The 20,360-nt window shown below is 59.6% G+C and carries 24 protein-coding genes; 8 read left to right on the forward strand and 16 right to left on the reverse strand.

Annotated elements, in window-relative coordinates; all coding sequences use genetic code 11:
- Positions 1 to 56: 56 nt before the first annotated feature.
- Positions 57 to 878 (forward strand): cytochrome c, encoded by an 822-nt coding sequence (locus tag ACIPZE_RS14550; protein ID WP_283438645.1) that lies wholly within the window; start codon positions 57 to 59, stop codon positions 876 to 878.
- Positions 879 to 1,008: 130 nt separating this feature from the next.
- On the opposite strand, the gene ACIPZE_RS14555 is transcribed toward ACIPZE_RS14550, so the two are convergent.
- The 10 genes from ACIPZE_RS14555 to ACIPZE_RS14600 all read right to left on the reverse strand — a co-directional run bounded on the left by ACIPZE_RS14555 (position 1,009) and on the right by ACIPZE_RS14600 (position 10,154).
- Complete coding sequence (locus tag ACIPZE_RS14555; protein WP_400773472.1) at positions 1,009 to 1,812, reverse strand: transglutaminase N-terminal domain-containing protein; 804 nt, start codon at positions 1,810 to 1,812, stop codon at positions 1,009 to 1,011.
- A complete protein-coding gene (locus tag ACIPZE_RS14560) occupies positions 1,809 to 2,759 on the reverse strand; it encodes an alpha-E domain-containing protein (RefSeq protein WP_129391327.1) in 951 nt (316 codons plus the stop codon). The genes ACIPZE_RS14555 and ACIPZE_RS14560 overlap by 4 nt, the downstream gene beginning before the upstream one ends.
- A gap of 12 nt (positions 2,760 to 2,771) precedes the next feature.
- Positions 2,772 to 4,181 (reverse strand): circularly permuted type 2 ATP-grasp protein, encoded by a 1,410-nt coding sequence (locus tag ACIPZE_RS14565; RefSeq protein WP_007914061.1) that lies wholly within the window; start codon positions 4,179 to 4,181, stop codon positions 2,772 to 2,774.
- Between the two features lie 495 nt (positions 4,182 to 4,676).
- Positions 4,677 to 5,024, reverse strand: coding sequence for a ribonuclease E inhibitor RraB (locus tag ACIPZE_RS14570; protein WP_008080948.1), 348 nt, complete (start codon positions 5,022 to 5,024; stop codon positions 4,677 to 4,679).
- Positions 5,025 to 5,236: 212 nt separating this feature from the next.
- On the reverse strand, positions 5,237 to 5,470 hold the full coding sequence (locus ACIPZE_RS14575) for a hypothetical protein (RefSeq protein ID WP_283437150.1): 234 nt from the start codon (positions 5,468 to 5,470) through the stop codon (positions 5,237 to 5,239).
- A 204-nt stretch (positions 5,471 to 5,674) separates the two neighbouring features.
- Positions 5,675 to 6,550 (reverse strand): polyamine aminopropyltransferase, encoded by an 876-nt coding sequence (speE, locus tag ACIPZE_RS14580; protein ID WP_283437151.1) that lies wholly within the window; start codon positions 6,548 to 6,550, stop codon positions 5,675 to 5,677.
- A gap of 220 nt (positions 6,551 to 6,770) precedes the next feature.
- Positions 6,771 to 6,962: a PLDc N-terminal domain-containing protein gene (locus ACIPZE_RS14585; protein WP_016773784.1), complete on the reverse strand. Its 192-nt coding sequence runs from the start codon at positions 6,960 to 6,962 to the stop codon at positions 6,771 to 6,773.
- A gap of 71 nt (positions 6,963 to 7,033) precedes the next feature.
- On the reverse strand, positions 7,034 to 7,564 hold the full coding sequence (locus ACIPZE_RS14590; protein WP_283437152.1) for a hypothetical protein: 531 nt from the start codon (positions 7,562 to 7,564) through the stop codon (positions 7,034 to 7,036).
- A gap of 135 nt (positions 7,565 to 7,699) precedes the next feature.
- Complete coding sequence (locus tag ACIPZE_RS14595; RefSeq protein WP_122608419.1) at positions 7,700 to 8,218, reverse strand: ankyrin repeat domain-containing protein; 519 nt, start codon at positions 8,216 to 8,218, stop codon at positions 7,700 to 7,702.
- 97 nt (positions 8,219 to 8,315) lie between these two features.
- Complete coding sequence (locus ACIPZE_RS14600; protein WP_400773478.1) at positions 8,316 to 10,154, reverse strand: long-chain-acyl-CoA synthetase; 1,839 nt, start codon at positions 10,152 to 10,154, stop codon at positions 8,316 to 8,318.
- Positions 10,155 to 10,541: 387 nt separating this feature from the next.
- On the opposite strand from ACIPZE_RS14600, the gene ACIPZE_RS14605 reads away from it, so the two are divergent.
- Positions 10,542 to 10,820, forward strand: a complete 279-nt coding sequence (locus ACIPZE_RS14605; RefSeq protein ID WP_129391315.1) for a DUF3509 domain-containing protein — start codon at positions 10,542 to 10,544, stop codon at positions 10,818 to 10,820.
- A gap of 191 nt (positions 10,821 to 11,011) precedes the next feature.
- Here the strand turns inward: ACIPZE_RS14605 and mtnC are convergent, their stop codons facing one another.
- The 5 genes from mtnC to aroC all read right to left on the reverse strand — a co-directional run bounded on the left by mtnC (position 11,012) and on the right by aroC (position 15,234).
- Complete coding sequence (gene mtnC, locus ACIPZE_RS14610) at positions 11,012 to 11,695, reverse strand: acireductone synthase (RefSeq protein WP_400773481.1); 684 nt, start codon at positions 11,693 to 11,695, stop codon at positions 11,012 to 11,014.
- A 4-nt stretch (positions 11,696 to 11,699) separates the two neighbouring features.
- Positions 11,700 to 12,245, reverse strand: coding sequence for an acireductone dioxygenase (locus tag ACIPZE_RS14615; protein WP_007914042.1), 546 nt, complete (start codon positions 12,243 to 12,245; stop codon positions 11,700 to 11,702).
- A 94-nt stretch (positions 12,246 to 12,339) separates the two neighbouring features.
- A complete protein-coding gene (locus ACIPZE_RS14620; RefSeq protein WP_129391306.1) occupies positions 12,340 to 12,966 on the reverse strand; it encodes a methylthioribulose 1-phosphate dehydratase in 627 nt (208 codons plus the stop codon).
- A complete protein-coding gene (locus ACIPZE_RS14625; RefSeq protein ID WP_400773482.1) occupies positions 12,963 to 14,108 on the reverse strand; it encodes an MFS transporter in 1,146 nt (381 codons plus the stop codon). Before ACIPZE_RS14625 ends, ACIPZE_RS14620 begins: the two co-directional genes overlap by 4 nt.
- Before the next feature lie 34 nt (positions 14,109 to 14,142).
- Positions 14,143 to 15,234 carry a chorismate synthase gene (gene aroC, locus ACIPZE_RS14630; protein WP_283437156.1) on the reverse strand — a complete coding sequence of 364 codons (1,092 nt, stop codon included), beginning with the start codon at positions 15,232 to 15,234 and terminating at the stop codon, positions 14,143 to 14,145.
- A 130-nt stretch (positions 15,235 to 15,364) separates the two neighbouring features.
- Here aroC and ACIPZE_RS14635 point away from each other — a divergent pair, with 130 nt between their 5' ends.
- Both ACIPZE_RS14635 and ACIPZE_RS14640 read left to right on the forward strand, forming a co-directional pair.
- A complete protein-coding gene (locus tag ACIPZE_RS14635) occupies positions 15,365 to 16,318 on the forward strand; it encodes an alpha/beta hydrolase (protein ID WP_129391301.1) in 954 nt (317 codons plus the stop codon).
- Between the two features lie 99 nt (positions 16,319 to 16,417).
- Positions 16,418 to 17,209 (forward strand): hypothetical protein, encoded by a 792-nt coding sequence (locus tag ACIPZE_RS14640; protein WP_129391298.1) that lies wholly within the window; start codon positions 16,418 to 16,420, stop codon positions 17,207 to 17,209.
- Between the two features lie 93 nt (positions 17,210 to 17,302).
- On the opposite strand, the gene prmB is transcribed toward ACIPZE_RS14640, so the two are convergent.
- Positions 17,303 to 18,211, reverse strand: a complete 909-nt coding sequence (gene prmB, locus ACIPZE_RS14645; protein ID WP_283437157.1) for a 50S ribosomal protein L3 N(5)-glutamine methyltransferase — start codon at positions 18,209 to 18,211, stop codon at positions 17,303 to 17,305.
- 241 nt (positions 18,212 to 18,452) lie between these two features.
- Here prmB and ACIPZE_RS14650 point away from each other — a divergent pair, with 241 nt between their 5' ends.
- The 4 genes from ACIPZE_RS14650 to ACIPZE_RS14665 form a co-directional block, all read left to right on the forward strand.
- The gene (locus ACIPZE_RS14650) at positions 18,453 to 19,043 is read left to right on the forward strand and encodes a cysteine hydrolase family protein (protein ID WP_129391295.1); all 591 of its coding nucleotides are present in this window, start codon (positions 18,453 to 18,455) and stop codon (positions 19,041 to 19,043) included.
- 130 nt (positions 19,044 to 19,173) lie between these two features.
- On the forward strand, positions 19,174 to 19,494 hold the full coding sequence (locus tag ACIPZE_RS14655; RefSeq protein WP_085732350.1) for a hypothetical protein: 321 nt from the start codon (positions 19,174 to 19,176) through the stop codon (positions 19,492 to 19,494).
- 74 nt (positions 19,495 to 19,568) lie between these two features.
- Positions 19,569 to 20,126 carry a Smr/MutS family protein gene (locus ACIPZE_RS14660; RefSeq protein WP_038366959.1) on the forward strand — a complete coding sequence of 186 codons (558 nt, stop codon included), beginning with the start codon at positions 19,569 to 19,571 and terminating at the stop codon, positions 20,124 to 20,126.
- A 78-nt stretch (positions 20,127 to 20,204) separates the two neighbouring features.
- The coding region (locus ACIPZE_RS14665) for a GTP cyclohydrolase I (RefSeq protein WP_400773505.1) at positions 20,205 to 20,360 on the forward strand (156 nt) is incomplete at its 3' end.

Raw genomic sequence — 20,360 nt, forward strand, 5'->3', positions numbered from 1 at the left:
ACTGGCCCGCTACCCGGGCCAGCGTGGCTGTGCCAACCTTTGCGCACTTCCACGACATGGACGGCGATCATTTGAAAGCGCTCATTGTGTTCGGGGCCATGCTGCTGAGCATGCCCTTGTCTGCCGCGCAGTTGGACTTGCAACTGGGTGAGAACAGTCGCACCTGGCAGACCGAGGAGTTGCTCAAGCATCCTCAGGTGCAAACCCTGACGATTAAAAACGACGTGTCCTACAAGAAGGACATGACCTATCGCGCCGTGCCCGTGGCCGCGCTTCTCACCGGCATCAAGCCGGAAGATCACCTGCAAGCCGTGGCGCTGGACGGGTTCGCTGCGGAACTGGCCGCAGCGCCGCTGCTCAACCGCCAAGGCGCGCGAGCCTGGCTGGCAATCGAAGACCCGGCCCAACCGTGGCCGCCGTTGTCGGAAGGCAAGCACAGCGCCGGGCCGTTCTATCTGGTGTGGACGGATCCGCAGGCCGGCAATATCAGCCCGGAACAGTGGCCGTTCGAAGTGGCGAGCATCAAGCGCATGGCGCCGGTGGCGGAGCGGTTCCCTGCCCTGCTGCCTGATCCGGCGTTGAGGAAAGATGATCCGGTGAATCTGGGGTTTGCGTTGTTTCAGAAGAATTGCCTGGCGTGTCACCGATTGAACGGTGCCGGGGATGCGCAGTTCGGGCCGGATCTGAATATTCCGTATAACCCGACCGAGTATTTCGGCGTGGACTTCCTGAAGCGCTACATTCGTGATCCGCAGAGTTTGCGCCAGTGGCCGCAGGCGAAGATGCCGGGGTTTTCGGCGGATGTGTTGCCGGATGGGGATCTGGAAATGTTGGTCGGGTATCTGAAGCACATGGCCGGACGCAAGGTTAAACCCTGACGCTTGCGCCCCCCTCTGTAGGAGCTGTCGAGTGCAACGAGGCTGCGATCTTTTGATCTTTGGAATCAAGATCAAAAGATCAAAAGATCAAAAGATCGCAGCGTGCCGCAGTTCCTACAGGGGATGGTGTTTACTGTTGCTGGACGGAGATGATCGGGCTCGGCGAGACGAACACCTTCGCGTGCATCTGCTCGCATCCGCCGCCTCGGCGCATGCCGCGCACCGGGCAGGCATCGAGATAGTCCAGACCCACCGCCAGCTTCAGATGCCGCTCCGGCCGCGCCAGTTCGTTGGTCACGTCAAAGCTGTACCACGCGTCATCCAGCCACGCTTCGGCCCAGGCATGGCTGGCCAGATGTTCACAATCCTCGCTGTACAAATATCCCGAAACGTAACGCGACGGCACACCCAGACTGCGCGCACAGGCCAGAAACGCATGGGTGTGATCCTGACAAACCCCGGCACGCCCGGCGAAGGCTTCGGCGGCGCTGGTGTCGACTTCGGTCGAACCCGGCGTGTAGGTCATGTGCTGGTTCAGGCCGTGCATCAGATCGATCAGCGCGGTGCGATCGCGCCGTTGCTTGCAGGATTTTTCCGCAAATGCGCGCAGGGCCTCATCCGCCTCGGTCAAGCGGGTAAAGCGCAGAAACGGCAGCGCCGACTGGCTTTCGTGTTCGGCCTCGCGCAACTCATCGATATCGACCTGCCCCCGCGCGCCAATGATGATCGCCTCGTGCGGCTCGTCCATGGTCAGTACGTGCAGGATGTTGCCGAACGGATCGAGCTGCGCACGCACCGGGCGTGGCAGGTCGAGCTGCCAGCTCAGCACATGCTGGCGCTCGCTGTCGTGGGGTGTCAGTCGCAGGTACTGGATGCTCGCCCGCACCTTATCTTCGTAGTGATAAGTGGTCTCGTGGCTAATGGAAAGTCTCATGCAGCCTCCAGGTAGGAACTGTGAATGGCGTTACCCAACTGGCGCACCAGCGGGATGAATTCGGTCAGCCAGGCGTGCAGGCCTTCCTCGAGGATTTCGTTGATGCCGGTGTAGCGCAGGCGCGCGTCCATTTCGGCGGCCAGACGTTGCGCGGGGCGACCGTTGGCGCCGGGCAACTGCGCGAGAATCTGGTCGATCTCTTCGGTGCAGGCCCTCAGCGAACGCGGCACATCGGCGCGCAACAGCAACAACTCGGCGACGTGCCGGGCGCCGGGCGCGTCGCGATAGATTTCGGTGTAGGCCTCGAACGACGACAAGGCGCGCAGCAACGCGCTCCACTGGTAATACGCGTGGGCCGTGCCGTCGCTGACCGCTTCGGCCTGATCGCCGGCCATTTCGTAGCGTGCATCGAGCAGTCTTAAAGTGTTGTCCGCACGCTCGATAAAGGTGCCGAGACGAATGAAACGGAACGCATCGTTTCGCATGATCGTGCCGTAAGAGGCGCCACGAAACAGGTGCGAACGCTCCTTGATCCATTCGCAGAAACGGCTCATGCCATAGCGACTGAGACCTTGTTCGGCGATCCCGCGAATTTCCAGCCACGTCGAGTTGATGTTCTCCCACATGTCCGCCGTGATACGTCCACGCACCGCATGAGCACTCGCCCGTGCCGCGCCGAGGCAGCTGTAGATGCTCGCCGGATTGGCCGCATCGAGGGCAAAAAAGTGCAGCAGGCGTTCGGCATGCAACGCGCCATGACGCTCCAGATAATCCTCAAGGGTGCCGGTGATCAGCAACGGCATGGCCAGTTCGTGCAGACCATCGCCGCGACCGTCCTGCGGCATCAGCGACAGCGAATAACTGACGTCGAGCATCCGTGCGAGGTTTTCCGCCCGCTCCAGGTAACGCGACATCCAATACAGATCCGAGGCAGTTCTACTTAACATGGCAAGCTTCCTTCAATCCTCGACCACCCAGGTGTCCTTGGTTCCGCCGCCCTGGGATGAGTTCACCACCAGAGAGCCTTCGCGCAGTGCGACGCGGGTCAAACCGCCAGGCACCACGCGGGTTTCACGCCCGGACAAGACAAACGGGCGCAGGTCGATGTGGCGCGGCGCGATGCCGTTTTCGACAAAGGTCGGACAGGTCGACAGCGACAGCGTCGGTTGCGCGATGTAAGCGTGAGGCTTGGCCTTGATGCGCTCGCGGAAGGCATCGATTTCGGCCTTCGTCGACGCCGGCCCCACCAGCATTCCGTAACCGCCGGAGCCTTGGGTTTCCTTGACCACCAGATCTGGAAGATTGGCCAGCACATGGGAAAGTTCAGACGGGTTGCGGCATTGCCAGGTCGGCACGTTTTTCAGGATCGGTTCTTCGTCGAGGTAGAAACGGATCATGTCGGTGACAAACGGGTATACCGATTTGTCGTCCGCCACGCCGGTGCCGATGGCATTGGCCAGCACCACGTTGCCGGAACGATAGGACGACAGCAGCCCCGGCACGCCGAGCATTGAATCCGGGTTGAACGCCAACGGATCGAGGAACGCGTCGTCGAGGCGGCGGTAGATCACGTCTACCGCTTTCGGGCCATCGGTGGTGCGCATGAAGACTTTGTCGTCACGCACGAACAGGTCCGCGCCTTCGACCAGCTCGACGCCCATTTCCCGGGCGAGAAACGCATGTTCGAAAAAGGCACTGTTGAAGCGCCCCGGCGTCAGCACCACGACGCTTGGGTCGTCAATCGGGCTGGAGCTTTTCAGGGTATCGAGCAGCAGGTTCGGGTAGTGATCGATTGGCGCAATGCGTTGCGCGGCGAACAGCTCAGGGAACAGGCGCATCATCATCTTGCGGTCTTCGAGCATGTAGCTGACGCCACTCGGCGTGCGCAGGTTGTCTTCGAGCACGTAATACGTGCCGTCGCCATCGCGCACCAGATCGACGCCGGAGATGTGCGAATAGATATCGCGGTGCAGATCCAGACCTTGCATCGCCAACTGGTATTGCTCGTTGGCCAGCACCTGTTCGGCGGGAATGATCCCGGCCTTGATGATGCGCTGCTCGTGATAGAGGTCGGCGAGGAACATGTTCAACGCCTTGACCCGCTGGATACAGCCGCGCTCGACGATCCGCCATTCACTGGCGGGGATGCTGCGCGGAATGGTGTCGAAAGGAATCAGGCGCTCTGTGCCCTGCTCGTCCCCATAGAGCGTGAAGGTAATCCCGGCACGATGGAACAGCAGATCGGCCTCGCGGCGCCGTTGGGCCAGCAGCTCGTCAGGCGTGTCGGCCAGCCATCGGGCGAACTCCCGATAATGCGGGCGAACCTGGCCGCCGGCATCGTACATCTCATCAAAATAGGTGCGGATCATGCCGTACTCCTTGTCACCCGGACATACAGGCCTTCGCAAGGCCCGTGCCATCGGCATAAACGCTTTGATTTCAATCGGTTGGATATTCACGCCAGAGACACCGCACCATTCCTGTGCGGCAAATGCCCCAACCTGATTGCCCCCGCTTCATTGCGACGCACTGCATCGCCTATCAGCAGCATAGTCAGAGTTGATTTCACTGCCCGGCCTTGGCTGCGGATAATCCGCGCATTCGCTGCAAAACTTCCCCGCGCACAGCGCCGCGAAGTCGCCAGCTCAACTGACCTGGACTGCTCCCGCAGCCCGACCCGCTGTAACCCTGACCGGTTTCCTCTCCTTATCGGTCTTCCCTTTTAGCCACCCTTTTCGGTGGCTTTTTTTTGCCTTTTGGAAATGTTTTGAAAGCAAAAGATCGCAGCCTCCGGTAGCTCCTACACCAATCACCTGTAGGAGCTGCCGAAGGCTGCGATCTTTTGATCTTCTATCTATAAAAATTCAATTCAACCGGTGGCGGCTACGCACCTCCTGTTTCACCCCCCAGCCCTCAATTATCCCGCCCAAGGGCTCGACCACTGCCGAAAAGCCCTGCTCGAAATCGCCAATGTCGTCATATGTCGCGTACATCACCTTGCTCAATTCCAGCGCCCACGCGCCATCATCACGCACACTGACCTGGGCATTGATGGATTCACCACGAAATTTGCCTGCAGCCCTGCGCGCCCGCTCCTCGTCCGGGAAAATGGCGTAGAACTCGATGGGATGGAATCGGGAAAAATCGAAACCGCCTTCTTTCATGCGGCGCAGAACATTGCTGCTGATGTCTTCTTGATAGGCTGTGCTCATGAATCGTCCCCCTCGCATAGATGGATAGACTTTCCGTATTCCCGCCCCGGGCCTTACAGGCCAAAGCACTTCCGCAACGGGGTTGCCGGCGGGAAACAAGCATGTAGCTGACAAGACCAGACCTTAGCGATCCGTTCGCTGATCTCGCTTGCAGAGTAGCCCCAAGATAGAGCTGCTGCCAAGGCCTGGTGTGAAAGGTGACAGGAAGAATGTCAGACGGGAGTAATGCTGCGGATTTCGATGCTGTTCTGGGTTTTCAGGCTTTTCGCCCCCGCGTCGGGGGTACGCCCTTCCAGATCGTTGAGATCCAGTTCGGCAGCAACGGGCAGAAGCCGTGCCTTGATCAATCGAGCGGCCTCATCGTCGCTGGGGCATTCCGCGCGCTCGAACACCTCATCGACAATTTCACCATGATCGTCCACGAAAGTGACTTTCCACTTTTGCATCGGTGCCTCCTCGATCAAACCCGCAAATGGGCTTACACCTATCTCGACTTATACGCCGGGGGTTGGTTCAAAAGGATTACAGCGGACGAAGATGAAAAAAACGACATCTGTCACTGGGGCTGCCGCAGGCTGCGATCTTTTGATCTTGTTTTTAAGATCAGAATCAAAAGATCGCAGCCTGCGGCAGCTCCTACAGGTTCAATATCAGTCGTTGCTTGGCTTGTTGATCGCCTGCAGCACGTATTGCGGCAAGGCGAATGCGCCGATGTGGATTTCCGGGTTGTAGTAGCGCGTGACGATGCCGCTGCCGATGAAACGCTGCTGCAGGGTTTCACGGCTCAGCTTGCGGTAGGCCGGATGGGTCGAGCCCCAGGCGAAGGTCATCGAGCCGCCGATGTAGGTCGGCACGGCCGCCTGGTAGAAGTGCCAGTCCGGGAACAGGCTGTTCAGGCGCCCGGCGGTGGTTTTCACTTCGTCGATCTGCATGAACGGCGTGCCGTTCTGGGTCACGAGGATGCCGCCTTCGTTCAGGCAACGGTGGCAGGCCTGGTAGAAGTTCTCCGAGAACAGCACTTCGCCCGGGCCGATCGGGTCGGTGGAGTCGGAGATGATCACGTCGAATTTTTCCGTGGTGGTGGCGACGAAACGCATGCCGTCGTCGATCACCAGGTTCAGACGTGGATCGTCGTAGGCGCCGCTGGAGTGGTTCGGCAGGAACTCTTTGCACATGTCGACCACGGTGCCGTCGATCTCGACCATGGTGATGTGTTCGACGCCGGCGTGTTTGCTTACTTCGCGCAGCATGCCGCCGTCACCGCCACCGATGATCAACACGCGCTTGGCGCTGCCGTGGGCGAGGATCGGCACGTGGGTGAGCATTTCGTGGTAGATGAATTCGTCGGCTTCGGTGGTCTGGATCACGCCGTCCAGCGCCATGACACGGCCCATGCGCGGGTTCTGAAAGATCACCAGGTGCTGGTGTTCGGTGCGCACTTCGTGCAGCAGTTTTTCCATGCGAAAACGCTGGCCGTAGCCTTCGTAGAGGGTTTCCAGGTACTCGCTGGTCTTGGTGACGGTCATGGTGAAGTGCTCCGATGAATGCGCGGGCGTTAATCGTGGGGACGATTGCCCGGGAAAGGCGCGCATTCTACGTTGCCGAAGATGACAGGTCGAACCTCACAACCACAATCCCTGCAGGAACTGCCGCAGGCTGCGATCTTTTGACATTGATTTTTAAAAGCAAGATCAAAAGATCGCAGCCTTCGGCAGCTCCTACAGGGGTATCGCGGTGTTGGTTGATTCAGATCCGGACGTTGCCTCGTGGGCCGGCGATTGCCCAGATGATCAGGCCCAGCACTGGCAGGAGGATGATCAGCAACACCCAGACGATTTTCATCCCGGTGGAGGCGCCGCTTTTCAGCACGTTGATGATGGCCCAGATGTCGAGGGCGAGAATGATCAGGCCGATCAGACCGTTGAACGTGGAACCCATGGCGTTGCTCCAGAATAGTGGCATGCACTTTTAGGATAGACGGTCGCGCGCAGGGTTCCCTTTTATTGCGCTCAGACGTGAACAGCGATTTTCAGCGCTTCCAGCGCAGGTGCCGCAGTGATGCCAGCCTCAGCGCACAATTCGAGGACGCGCGGTACGTCATTGCCGTAGACCAGCACCATTTGCAGCTCGTCATCGAGCAACTGGCTGAAGTTCATCAACGTGTAGCCGCCGTTTTCCTTGTTCATGCTGCTCATCTGCACCTGGATGCGGTTGAGTGCGGTCAACGCTTCGGTCTTGGCCAGTTGCTTGGGCTTGAGGTTGAAATCGACGCCCGGGCCGAACGAGGCAACGATCTGTGCAAACAGGTCGCCATAGGAGTCAGCCTGGAATAGCACGGTTTCCGGCAGGCTGCCGACCACGACCCACTCGCCCAGCGGAATCGGGAAGGTGTCGTCGTAGTTGATGTCCGGGTTGGCGGTCAGAAAAGCGTCGGCATCGGCGTAGGCTTGCGCCGCTTCCTCGGCCACTTTCAGGATCTCGTCCTCGCCCATGCAGCCGGAGCTGATTTTGCTGATGAGTTCGACGAGTGCGGCTTTCATGAGGGCGGATCCTGTGGCGAAGGTGAAATTTCAGGGCGCGGAGGATAGCGCACAAAGCAAAAGATCGCAGCCTGCGGCAGCTCCTACAGAGGAATCAGTGTAGGAGCTGCCGCAGGCTGCGATCTTTTGACCTTATCAACCCAACAATTTTTCCAGCTGCGCCGTGGTATCAACCGCGCCCATGGTCCGCGCCGCGTCCAGCGCGGTCACGCCGTTGGCGTCCTTGGCCTGCGCGTTGGCGCCTTTGCTGATCAGGTAATCAACGATTTCAACACGGTTGAACATCGCCGCCATCATCAACGCCGTACGGCCATCGAACGACGAACCTTCGATCTCGGCACCGGCCTCGACCAGCGCTTTCACCACGGCCAGGTCACCTTTGAACGCCGCACCGGCAATCGGGCTCTGGCCGTTGCCATTGCGCATTTCCGGATCAGCCTTGTGCTTGAGCAGCACCTGCACCGCGTCGACATGGCCGTAATAGCTGGCCAGCATCAGCAAAGTGTCGCCCTTGCTGTTTTTCAGGTTCACCGGCAAACCGGCGGTGACCAGGCGATCAAGCATCTCGGCATCACCGTCGCGCGCCTTGTTGAAAACCTGCTCGGTGAATTCGGCAGCTTCTTCAGGGGTCATCTGGCGGCTTTGGTCGGACATGGGGCAACTCCACTTTCGGTCGATCGGAAAGCCGACAGTTTCCCGAGCGCGGCGAAAGCTGTCACCCCCTTTTTCTCAAAAGCGCTTATAGCCAAAATCAATAACGATGCTTGCCTTGATGAATTTCCGTCAACACTTCGTCAGTGACTCGAACATAAGTCTGCGTACCAGGCAGCCATGCGTAGATCGGGTCATCGCCCGTCTGACCGGGGTCGAAGCCTTCGTTTTTCAGGCGCGTCTTCTGGTATTTGAAGGTGCCGGTGGTTTCCATTTTGACTTTCACCCGCAAGAACAACGGCACCGCATAGGCGGGCATGCGTTCGCGGGCAAACGTCAGTAACTCGGCAAAATCCAGCGTGGCCAAGGATTCTGCCGGGGTGATTGCCGCCATGCCGGCGCGGCCGTTGGTGTTGCGGATTTCCACGCCATACGCCACCGCCTCGGAGATATGCGGGTGTTGCAGCAACAGGTTTTCGACTTCCGTGGTCGAGACGTTTTCGCCCTTCCAGCGATAGGTGTCGCCGAGTCGATCGACAAATTGCGCGTGGCCGAAACCGATGTTGCGCAGCAGATCGCCAGTGTTGAAGAAACGATCGCCCTTACTGAACACGTCGTGCAACACGACCTTGGCGGTTTTCTGAGGATCGGTGTAACCGTCCAGCGGCGCTTTCTCGTCGATCCGCGCCAGCAACAGGCCCTGCTCGCCTTTGCCGACCTTGCGCATGAACCCGTCGGCGCTGCGGATCGGCGCACCGCTGTCATGGTCGTAGGCGACCAACTCCCAAGCCATCAGCGAGAAACCGATGGTGTTGTCGAAGTTGAGAATGTTGGTGAAGCCGATGTTGCCGTCGCTCGCCGCGTACAGCTCACAGATGTGTTCGACCGCGAAGCGTGTCTTGAACTCGGCCCAGGCACCGGGGCGCAAGCCGTTGCCGATCATCTTGCGCACGTCGTGACGGCTGTCGTCGGCGCTGGCCGGTTGGTCGACCAGATAACGGCACAACTCGCCGACGTAACCAATAGTGGTCGCGCGATAGCGGCGCACATCGTTCCAGAACTGGCTGGCGCTGAATTTGCGCCGAATCGCGAAACCGGAAGCGCCGTTGACCGCCGAGCCCCAACACACACAGAGGCCGGTGGCGTGGTACAGCGGCAAGGTGCAATAGACGACGTCGTCGGGGCGCATGTCGAGGGCGATCATGCCGAAGCTCGCTGAACTGCGCATCCAGCGGCCATGTTTGAACACCCCGGCCTTGGGCAGGCCCGTGGTGCCTGAGGTGTAAATGTAGAAACACGGATCGTTGAAAAATACCTGCCGGCTGCTCGGCGGATTTTCGCTGCTGGCATCGGCACTGGCGCTGATCAGGTTGACGTAACCGTCGGGCGCAATCCCCGGATGGCTGTAGGTGTCGTGGTCGGCAATGAACCAGGTGCGCTGCGACGCTATCGAGACTTGCTCGCGCACTGCCGCAAACGCGGGACTCAATTCTTCGCCGACGACGATCGCCACCGGCCCCACCAGATTCACGCTGTGGATCAGCGTGTCGCGAGTCTGAGAAGTGTTGAGCAACGCACTGACGGCACCGATCTTGGCCAGCGCCAGAATCGTCACCAGCAATTCCGGACGGTTCTCGACGAACACCGCCACCACGTCGCCCTTGCCAATGCCCTGCCCGCTCAAATAATGAGCGATGCGATTGGCCCATTGATTGACCTGCGTGTAGGTCAACACGACCTCGCCCTGCAATAACGCCGGGCCTTGGGGATTGCGCAGGGTCGCTTGTTCAAATGTCCAGCCAAGGCCACAGCTTTGGGTCGGATCCGTGACGTTGGCTACCTTCATGCCCTTGACCACCCGCGGGATGGCTTTGGCAATCATCGGCAGTTTGCGGAGCATCATGCCCCAGGTAATCGTGTCGCTTGGCGCGTGACTCATGACAGCTCCCCGTTCGGCCTTGGTGTTGGCCGGTGTTTTTATTTTCGGGCAATGGCTTGGTGCAACCGACGCATTGGAGCGTGGATCGAGATCGAAAATACGTCAGCACTTCTCGGGCTGTACACGCGGTTTTTGCAATGTTTTGTATCCGCTGTTTGTGCGGATGCGACGAGGATCGCCAAGTGATCGAATGGTTCCGTCAAATCGACAACGATCCCGCAAAATGCAGGATGCACGATGGCCACTCATGCAGATTGCACGACACCTGAAAATCTCGTTATTTACAACACATTGATTTATAAGGATATTTTAAATTTAAAATGCTGGCACAATCTCTGCAATCTCCTCTGCATGCTTGCCATTCAAGTGCATACGGAGCTGAAAGACATGAGCCTGATCCAAGAAAAATTTACCTCGCTGTTCTCCAACTTCGAAGTCACCACCGCGCCACGTCCCGATGGCGGGATCCTGCTGACTCTGCGCAGCAGCGACGGCAAGGTGTTTAAACGCGCACTGACCTATCAGCAACTGCATGCCGGTGACCAACTGTCGTGGGCGATCAGCGCGATTCGCCGTGACCTGGCCGAACAAGCCAGCGAGTTGCCGCAAATTGCCATGTTGCAGAGCCAGCAGCGTTTTGCGCTGCCGACGTATCACTCGCTGTAATTTGTAAAACGCCTTAAACGAAACAGGCCGTGGAGCATGCGCTTCACGGCCTGTTTTTTTATGCGCGATCTCTACTACGATCGCTAACTCTTTGTAGGAGCTGCGGAACGCTGCGATCTTTTGATCTTGTTCTTAAAGATAAGGAAAAAAAAATCGCAGCGTGCCGCAGCTCCTTCAGGGGTTTTGGGTGGTCAGAAGGCTTCGGGTTCTATGCCGGTGAATGTGTCGACGGTGATGTGGCTTCCCAGCTCGCCGCCTTCGCGGGCCAGGCCGCAGGTCTGCAGACCGGCCGATTGCGCGGCGTCGAGTTCTTCGACGATGTCGGAGAGGAATAGAATCTCTTCCGGTTCAACGCCGATGGCTTGCTGGATGTTGGTGTAAGACTGCGCCTCACGCTTGGGCCCCGACGTGGTGTCGAAGTAACCGTCGAACAGCGGCGTTAGATCCCCCGCCTCCGAGCAGCCGAAGATCAGCTTCTGCGCCTGAATCGAGCCGGACGAATACACAAACAGTTGATAACCCGCCGCGTGCCAGCGTTGCAGTGCTTCAACGGCGTCCGGGTAAACATGCCCTTTCAACTGCCCGGCGTGATAACCCTGCGCCCAGACCATACCCTGTAAGGCCTTGAGCGGCGTGGCTTTGCGATCTTCCTCGATCCAGCTCAAGAGAATTTCAACGACCCGTTCAACCTCGGCCTGCGGTGCATTGCTGTCACGGCGCACGGCGTCGAGTTGCTCGGCGACATCGGCACGCTCGGCGTTCTGCCGAACGAAATCCGGCAGGTGTTTGGCCGCGTAGGGAAACAGCACGTCAAACACGAAACTCACCGCGCTGGTGGTGCCTTCGATGTCGGTGACAATGGCTTTGATCGACATCGAATCAGTCCTCCAGACGCGGGAAACGGCCGGCGATGTCTTCGCCGGTGAAATTGGCAACCCAACCTTCTGGATTGTTGAACAAGCGAATCGCGACGAAATGCGGATGCTCGCCCATGTCGAACCAGTGTTTGGTGCCGGCCGGTACCGAGATCAGATCGTTCTTCTCGCAGAGTACCGCGTAGACGTAATCGTCGATGTGCAGGGTAAACAACCCGCGACCGGCGACGAAAAAGCGTACTTCGTCTTCGCCATGGCGATGTTCTTCGAGGAACTTGGCGCGCAATTCGGCTTTTTGCGGGTGATCGCTGTTGAGGCTGATGACATCGACGGTGATGTAACCGCGCTCGGTCATCAGCTTGTCGATCTGCTCTTTATAAGCGCTGATCACTTCTTCCTGCGTAGCGCCGGGCTGGATCTTCGCCGCAGCTTGCCAACGGTCGAAGCGCACGCCCTGCTCGGCCAGGGTCGAGGCGATGTCTTCAAAGTGAGTCAGCACTTTGTTGGGAATGTCGGGGCTTGAGACGTGATAGACGGACAGGCTGCTCATTGGGGCAATTCCTCGGTATCGGCCTTGCCGTCCGGTTCTTGCAGACCGGTCGGGCAGAGCATTTCATCAGGCAAATGGGCTACTTCCGGTGAAGTCAGCCTTGGCGGTTCATGACGCTGCGGGTTTTCAATTCGCATTCAAACAGGAATTCAAAGGCCTCGATCTGCCGCAACGCGTCGTTCATCTGCGCGCCCCACGTATAGAGGCCGTGGCCGCGGATCAGATAACCGACGCAATCGGGATGGGCGTCGAGCCAAGGCTGCACCTTGGCGGCGAGGCGCGCAATGTCCTGATCGTTGTCGAAAATCGGCACGCGCACTCGCGATTCGTGGGTCGAGATGCCACTGAAGGCTTTTTGCAGTTCGTAGTCTTCGAACTCGATGAAGTCTTCCGGGGTCAGGCGCGACAGCACCGTGGCGTTGACCGAATGGGTGTGCAGCACCGCACCGATCTCCGCGCGCCAGCTATACAACTGGGTGTGCAGCAGGGTTTCGGCGGAGGGCTTTTTGCCCGGTTCCAGGCTGTTGCCCGACAGATCGGTGGCGAGCACATCGTCCAGACCCAACTGGCCCTTGTGCTTGCCGGACACGGTCAACAGCGCTTCGCTCGGCGACAGGCGTGTCGAGTAATTGCTGCTGGTGGCCGGCGACCAGCCGCGACCATAAAGAAAACGCCCGGCGTCGACGATTTGCTGGGCGAGCTGTTCACGCGTAAGGCTCATGGCCTGTCCTCTTGCATACGTGTGGCAATGATAACGGCAGCAGCGAGCGCCGCGAGACTGGCAATACTAAAGGTCAATGTCGCGCCGAGGGCATTCCAGCTGTAGCCGGAATACAACGCACCCATGGCGCCGCCGGTACCGGCGAGTGCCGCATACAGTGCCTGGCCCTGCCCTTGCTGACGGGCGCCGAAGCTACGTTGCACGAAAGCGATGGCCGCGGCGTGAAAACTGCCGAAGGTCGCCGCGTGCAGAATCTGCGCGAACAACAGCACCCACAGGAACTCGGCGAACGAACCTAGCAGCAACCAGCGCAGCGCCGCCAGCAGAAAACTCGCCATCAGCACCCGGCGCAGGGAAACCCGCGCGAGAATCCGGCTCATGCACATGAACATCAGCACTTCGGCGACGACACCCACGGCCCAGAGCATGCCGATGGTGCCGCGTGTGTAGCCGAGTCGTTCCAGGTGCAGGGTCAGAAAGGTGTAATACGGGCCGTGGCTCATTTGCATCAGCGCCACGCAGCCATGAAACGCCAGTACGCCGGGATTGCGCAGTTGCTTGAGGAATCCGTCGCCGCTTGACCGGTTGCCTTGTGGCGGCTGCGCGTTCGGCACCCACAGACTGCTGAGGACGATGCCGGCCATGATCAGCACCAGCGCCGCCGGGTAAATGTCGAGGCTCAGCCATTCGAACAGACGACCGAGGGCAACCACGGTGATGATGAAACCGATCGAACCCCACAGGCGAATCTGGCTGTAACGCGAGGTCTGCCCCTGCAAATGCGCCAAAGTGATGACTTCGAACTGCGGCAACACCGCGTGCCAGAAGAACGCGTGCAGCGCCATGACCATCGCCAGCCAGGCGTAGGTCTTGCTGACGAAGATCAGCGAGAAGGTCAGCAACGTGCACACCGCGCCAAAGCGCACGATGGCCAGGCGCTTGCCGGTGTAGTCGCCGAGCCAGCCCCAGATGTTTGGCGCCACGCAGCGCATCAGCATCGGGATCGCCACCAGCTCGCCAATGCGTGCGGCGCTGAAGCCGAGATGATCGAAGTACAGCGCCAGAAACGGCGCTGTCGACCCGAGCAAGGCGAAATAGAACAGGTAGAAACTGGACAGCCGCCAGTAAGGGAGCGCCGCCACGCCGGTTATGCCGCGACGGCTTTAGAGCCCGCCATCAAAGCTGACCCAGCACCGGCGTGCTCACGCGTACATCGGCGTTCTGGCCACGGTGACGCAGCAGGTGATCCATCAGCACGATGGCCATCATCGCTTCGGCAATCGGCGTGGCGCGGATGCCGACGCACGGGTCGTGACGGCCCTTGGTGATGACGTCGACCGGGTTGCCGTGGATGTCGATCGAACGGCCCGGGGTGGTGATGCTCGACGTTGGTTTCAACGCGAGATGGGCAATGATCGGCTGACCGGAGGAAATGCCGCCGAGGATGCCGCCGGCGTTGTTGCTGAGGAAGCCTTGCGGGGTCATTTCATCGCGGTGTTCGGTGCCGCGTTGGGCAACCGAGGCGAAACCGGCGCCGATTTCCACGCCTTTGACGGCGTTGATGCTCATCAGCGCATGGGCCAGTTCGGCGTCGAGGCGGTCGAAGATCGGCTCGCCCAGACCGGGCATGACGCCTTCGGCAACCACGGTGATTTTTGCGCCGACCGAGTCTTGATCGCGGCGCAACTGGTCCATGTAGGCTTCCAGCTCAGGGACTTTGTCCGGATCCGGGCTGAAGAAGGCGTTCTCTTCCACCGAATCCCAGGTCTTGAACGGGATTTCGATCGGGCCGAGTTGGCTCATGTAGCCACGGATGACGATGCCCTGAGTGGCGAGGTATTTCTTGGCGATCGCACCGGCCGCTACGCGCATCGCGGTTTCGCGCGCCGAGCTGCGGCCGCCGCCACGGTAGTCGCGCTCGCCGTATTTGTGGTGGTAGGTGTAGTCGGCGTGGGCCGGGCGGAACAGATCCTTGATCGCCGAGTAGTCCTTGGACTTCTGGTCGGTGTTGCGGATCAGCAAGCCGATTGAGCAACCGGTGGTGCGTCCTTCGAACACGCCGGAAAGGATTTCGACTTCGTCGGCTTCCTGACGCTGGGTGGTGTGGCGACTGGTGCCCGGCTTGCGGCGATCGAGGTCGCGCTGCAGGTCTTCGAGGGAAATCTCCAGGCCCGGCGGGCAGCCGTCGACAATGGCGACCAACGCCGGACCATGACTTTCGCCAGCGGTGGTGACAGTGAACAACTTGCCATAGGTATTGCCGGACATGCAGGACGCTCCGTGAAATCAAACCCAAATTCGTGATGCGCGCCAGTATACGCAGGCTAACCGAGTAGTTCATCCTCGAACCTTAGTGGTGCGGGTGAGTCCAACCGGCACCTTGGCGAATGATGGCGTGATGATGCTGCGAGTTTTGATCTTGAGTCTTACCCTGTTTACGGGCTTTGCCCAAGCGACGGTCCTACAACGCCCGGTAACTTTGGACACCGGCACTGGCGAGCTTTTCGGCTCGCTGTTGCTGCCAAAGTCCGACAGTCCGGTGCCGGTTGTCCTGATCATTTCTGGCTCCGGTCCTACGGATCGTGACGGAAACAACCCCGACGGCGGGCGCAACGACAGCCTGAAACGGCTGGCCTGGGTGCTGGCCAAGCACAACATTGCCAGCGTGCGATACGACAAGCGTGGTGTAGCGGCGAGCCTGGCGGCGACTCCGGATGAGCGTAACTTGTCGGTCGAAGCCTATGTCGCCGACGCCCAGGCCTGGGCGCGCAAACTCAAGGCCGATCCGCGATTCGGCCCGTTGATCCTGCTCGGCCACAGCGAAGGCGCGATGATCGCCACGCTGGCGGCACCGAATGCTGATGCGGCAGCGCTGATTTCGCTGTCCGGCACTGCCCGACCGATTGATGAGGTGTTGCGCCAACAACTGGCGCGCAGCCTGCCGCCGCCACTGATGCTGCGCAGCAATGAGCTGCTCGACAGCCTCAAGGCCGGCCACACCGATGACAATGTGCCGCAACCGTTGCAGGTGATATTCCGTCCGAGCGTGCAGCCGTATCTGATTTCGCTGTTCCGTCAGGATCCAGCCAAGGCTTTCGCGCAATTGCAGATGCCGGCGCTGATTGTTCAGGGCAGCAACGACATTCAGGTCGGCGTCGATGACGCGAAGCTGCTCAAGGCTGCCAAACCCGACGCCGAACTGGTGGTGATCGAAGGCATGAACCATGTATTGCGCATCGTCCACAACGACATGAAGCGGCAATTGGCCTCGTACAAGGATCCGAATTTGCCCCTGGCGGCGGAACTGGGCAGCAAAATCATCGAGTTTATTGACGGACTTCGCACCCGTTAAGCGTCGTTTGCCCTCCAGTCCTGACAAAAACGGCCGATAAGCCTTTGTCGCCAGCGCAATGGCTGGCGACAAGCAGGGCTTGGACAGGATCTCGCCGTTATGACTGATACCCCGACTTCACCCGACACCACCGCTGAAAAAGACGCACCGCCAGCGGCCGAGCTGCCGTGGGCGGATGTCCATGTCGAGCACCACAAGATGCTCCGCCTGGCCCCGTTGCAGACTGATCGTCACACCGGTGGCCGGCCGCTGCGCTTTGTCGAGTTCGGCTATGCCGAGCGCAACAGCAAAGAACACAGCCTGATGCGCATGGAAATCAAGCTGCCTGGCCAGCGCGTGCGCAAAGAACAGAATCACCTCGATATCTGGGTCAATCACACGACCAAGCGTGTGCATTTCGGCCCGGACAGCGGCCTGCAGATCGAGCCGTTGAACCGTGGCATCGGCCGTTACATGGCGGCGCAAGGGATCAACTGGGCGAAAAAGCGTTGGCCGACGTACACCGTCGACGGCATGGACTTGAACAACAAGGACGCGCTGAATGAAGACACGCGGCTGCGTCGCGATCATTTCCTGCGCGTCCACGGGTTTGATGTGGTGTACGCCGATGCCCAGCATTTGAAGGGCAGCGTCAAGGAAGTGCAGGTCGGTGACTTGCTGGGCGACTGGAACAGCGAAAAGCTGCAGAACGTCGAGATTCTCGAAGCGGCGCAGATGCTTCAGCAGGCCGAGCAGAATCTGGCCGAGCAGGAAGTGAAGCTGAAGAAGCAGGAAGAGAAAGTCGGCAAGTTCAAGCGTGAAGACGCTGGGCTGCGCTTTACGATTACTTGTCTGGTGGCGTTTGCGGTGTTTCAGGCGGGGCTGTTGATCTGGATTGCCACGCACCGGTAGATCAAAAGATCGCAGCCTTCGGCAGCTCCTACATTGGAATTGGTGTACACCCTGTAGGAGCTGCCGAAGGCTGCGATCTTTTGCTTTTAGGCCTTAGACGCGGGAAGCGAACAAGGCCTGGTGAGCGCGGCACTGTTCAGCGGTCAGCATGAACACGCCATGCCCGCCGCGCTCGAATTCGAGCCAGGCAAAATCGACTTCCGGGTACAGCGCGTCAACGTGCACCTGGCTGTTGCCCACTTCGACAATCAGCAAACCCTTCTCGGTCAGATGATCCGCCGCTTCCGCGAGCATCCGGCGCACCAGGTTCAGACCATCATCGCCACACGCCAGGCCCAGCTCGGGCTCATGCTGATATTCATCCGGCATGTCGGCGAAATCTTCCGCATCGACGTAAGGCGGGTTCGACACGATCAGGTCGAAACGCTGCCCCGGCAGGCCATCGAAACCGTCGCCCTGCACGGTGTACACACGCTCATCGACGCCATGGCGCTCGATGTTCTGGTTAGCCACTTCGAGCGCTTCGAACGACAGATCCGCCAGCACCACTTCGGCATTCTGGAACTCGTAGGCACAGGCGATGCCGATGCAGCCGGAACCGGTGCACAGGTCGAGAATGCGCGCAGGCTCGGTGCCGATCCACGGGGCAAAATGGTTTTCGATCAGTTCACCAATCGGTGAGCGCGGGATCAACACGCGCTCGTCGACGATGAACGACATGCCGCAGAACCACGCTTCACCCAACAGGTAAGCGGTCGGAATACGTTCTTCGATACGGCGCTTGAGCAGGCGTTGCAGGTTCACCAGTTCGTCGTCTTCCAGCGCACAATCGAGGTAGCTGTCGGCGATTTCCCACGGCAGGTGCAACGCACCGAGTACCAACTGCCGGGCTTCGTCCCAGGCATTGTCGGTGCCATGGCCGAAAAACAGATCCTCCCCATGGAAGCGGCTGACGGCCCAACGGATGTGGTCGCGCAGGGTACGAAGTCGGGAAGTGATCACGGGGGCAGAACTCCAGAAAAAACGACTGGCGATTCTACCAGCCAAAACGCGCGCCGACGACGCAGGAAAATCGTCGCGGCGACGGTAGGCGTTTTGTGTCTTTTTGCTTCAGCGGTTCAACATAACGTGTAACTTGACATGGCTGCAGGCCAGTAACGACGGTGCCTACGATGGTAGCGATTCACAGAACCGCTCAGCCAGAGGACAATGTCGCAAAAGCCCCACCCCAAGGAGCCCCAGAATGTCCGTTCCAAAAACGATGTTTCAACTCAGCGGTCGCGGTTATGCAGCGGCCACACTGAGCCATGCCACCGTGGTCATCATCGATGCCCAGAAAGAATATCTCAGCGGCCCGTTGGCCCTGAGCGGCATGGACGCGGCCGTCGCGAACATCAAACAAATTGTTGCCGCAGCCCGTGCAGCCGGTCGGCCGATCGTGCACGTGCGTCATCTCGGCACCGTTGGTGGCCTGTTCGACCCACAGGGCGAACGTGGCGAATTCATCCCTGGGCTGGAACCGCAGGGTGATGAAACCATCATCGGCAAACTGCTGCCGAGCGCCTTCCATGGCACCGAATTGCTCGACCGTCTGCAAAACCTCGGCTCTCTGGACCTGATCGTTTGCGGTTTCATGAGCCATTCCAGCGTCAGCACCACCGTGCGTGCGGCGAAGAACCTCGGGTTCCGCTGCACGCTGGTCGAAGACGCCTGCGCCACCCGCGACCTGCCGTTCAAGGGCCGGGTACTGAGCGCCGAACTGGTTCAGGAAGCGGAAATGGCGATCATGGCCGACAACTTCGCCACCCTCGCGCTGACTCAAGACCTGATCTGATCTGCTCTGATGAGCGGTTCAGCGCGCCGCTCATCCGCAAAATCCTCTCATTTGCCGCAAATGCCATAGCCTCAGGAACAACCCGGTCAACTCCCGGTCGAAGGGCCGATACCCATTGAGGAAGGTCGGAATGAAGTTATCCGATGGATTTGACGCACGCCGCTTGCGGCCCAAAGGCCAAAGCAACTGGCGTTTTCGATTCGGCGCGGCGATCGCGGCCATTCTGGCCACCTTCGGCGTGTTGTTGGCAATGGCCGGAGCGGCCAGCCTGATCGGGCACCCTCCGGCGCTCGGTGATTTGAACGCTACACCGATGGGTTCGGCGATCATTCTGGCGGTCGGTTTGCTGTTTCTGTATTTCGGTGTCGCCCTGTGGCGCCGCTGCCGCCGTCGCGCACGGCAATCGCGGGAACTGAACATGTCCCCGCACCTGATGAAAAAACACGACTGATTCACCGGCCTGGCTTTTTGCCGGGCCGTTTTGTTTCGACTTGGGTAAACTGGCCGCCCTTCGCGGAGGCTGACATGCAAGACGACGATTTTTCCCTGTTCAAAAGTGCGATCCAAGGCGTCAAGCCGATCAAGCACGACCGCGCCGACACCGGCAAACCCAAGGCTGACCGCGCACAGATTGCCAAGCTGCGCCAGTCCGCCACCGTTCGCACCGACACCGCTACCGTGGATGGTCTGTCCGATCAGTTCGTGATCGATGTCGGCCCGGAAGACGAGTTGATGTGGTCACGCGACGGCGTGCAGGAAAGTCAGATGCGCAAGCTCAAGGTCGGTCAGATCCCGTTCGAAGGCAGCCTCGACCTGCACGGCATGAGCGTGGAAAAGGCCCGCGAAACCCTCTGGGCCTTTCTCGCTGAAGCGACAAAATTCGAAATCCGCTGCGTGCGTGTCACCCACGGCAAGGCCGTGCGCCTGGACGGCAAGCGGCCGATGATCAAAAGCCACGTCAACACCTGGTTGCGTCAGCATGCGCAGGTGCTTGGGTTCTGTTCGTGCCAGGCCAAACATGGCGGTGCCGGCGCGGTGTACGTGATGCTTAAACGCACGATGATGGAAGGTCGCGACGAATAATCCCGTTACACCGAACTTGCAGGGTCGTGTCCGCCACCGTACCCTTGCCCTTTGCGAAAATCCCCCACAGGTAGTTTCATGTCCCTGGAACAGAATTACACCGCGATTCTCGGCCAACTGGGCGAGGACGTCTCCCGCGAGGGCCTGCTCGACACGCCAAAGCGTGCCGCCAAAGCCATGCAGTACCTCTGCCGCGGTTATCAACCGACGCTCGAAGAGGGCACCACCGGGGCC

The organism is Pseudomonas sp. NPDC089741, from assembly GCF_044748825.1.
Classification (GTDB): domain Bacteria; phylum Pseudomonadota; class Gammaproteobacteria; order Pseudomonadales; family Pseudomonadaceae; genus Aquipseudomonas; species Aquipseudomonas helmanticensis.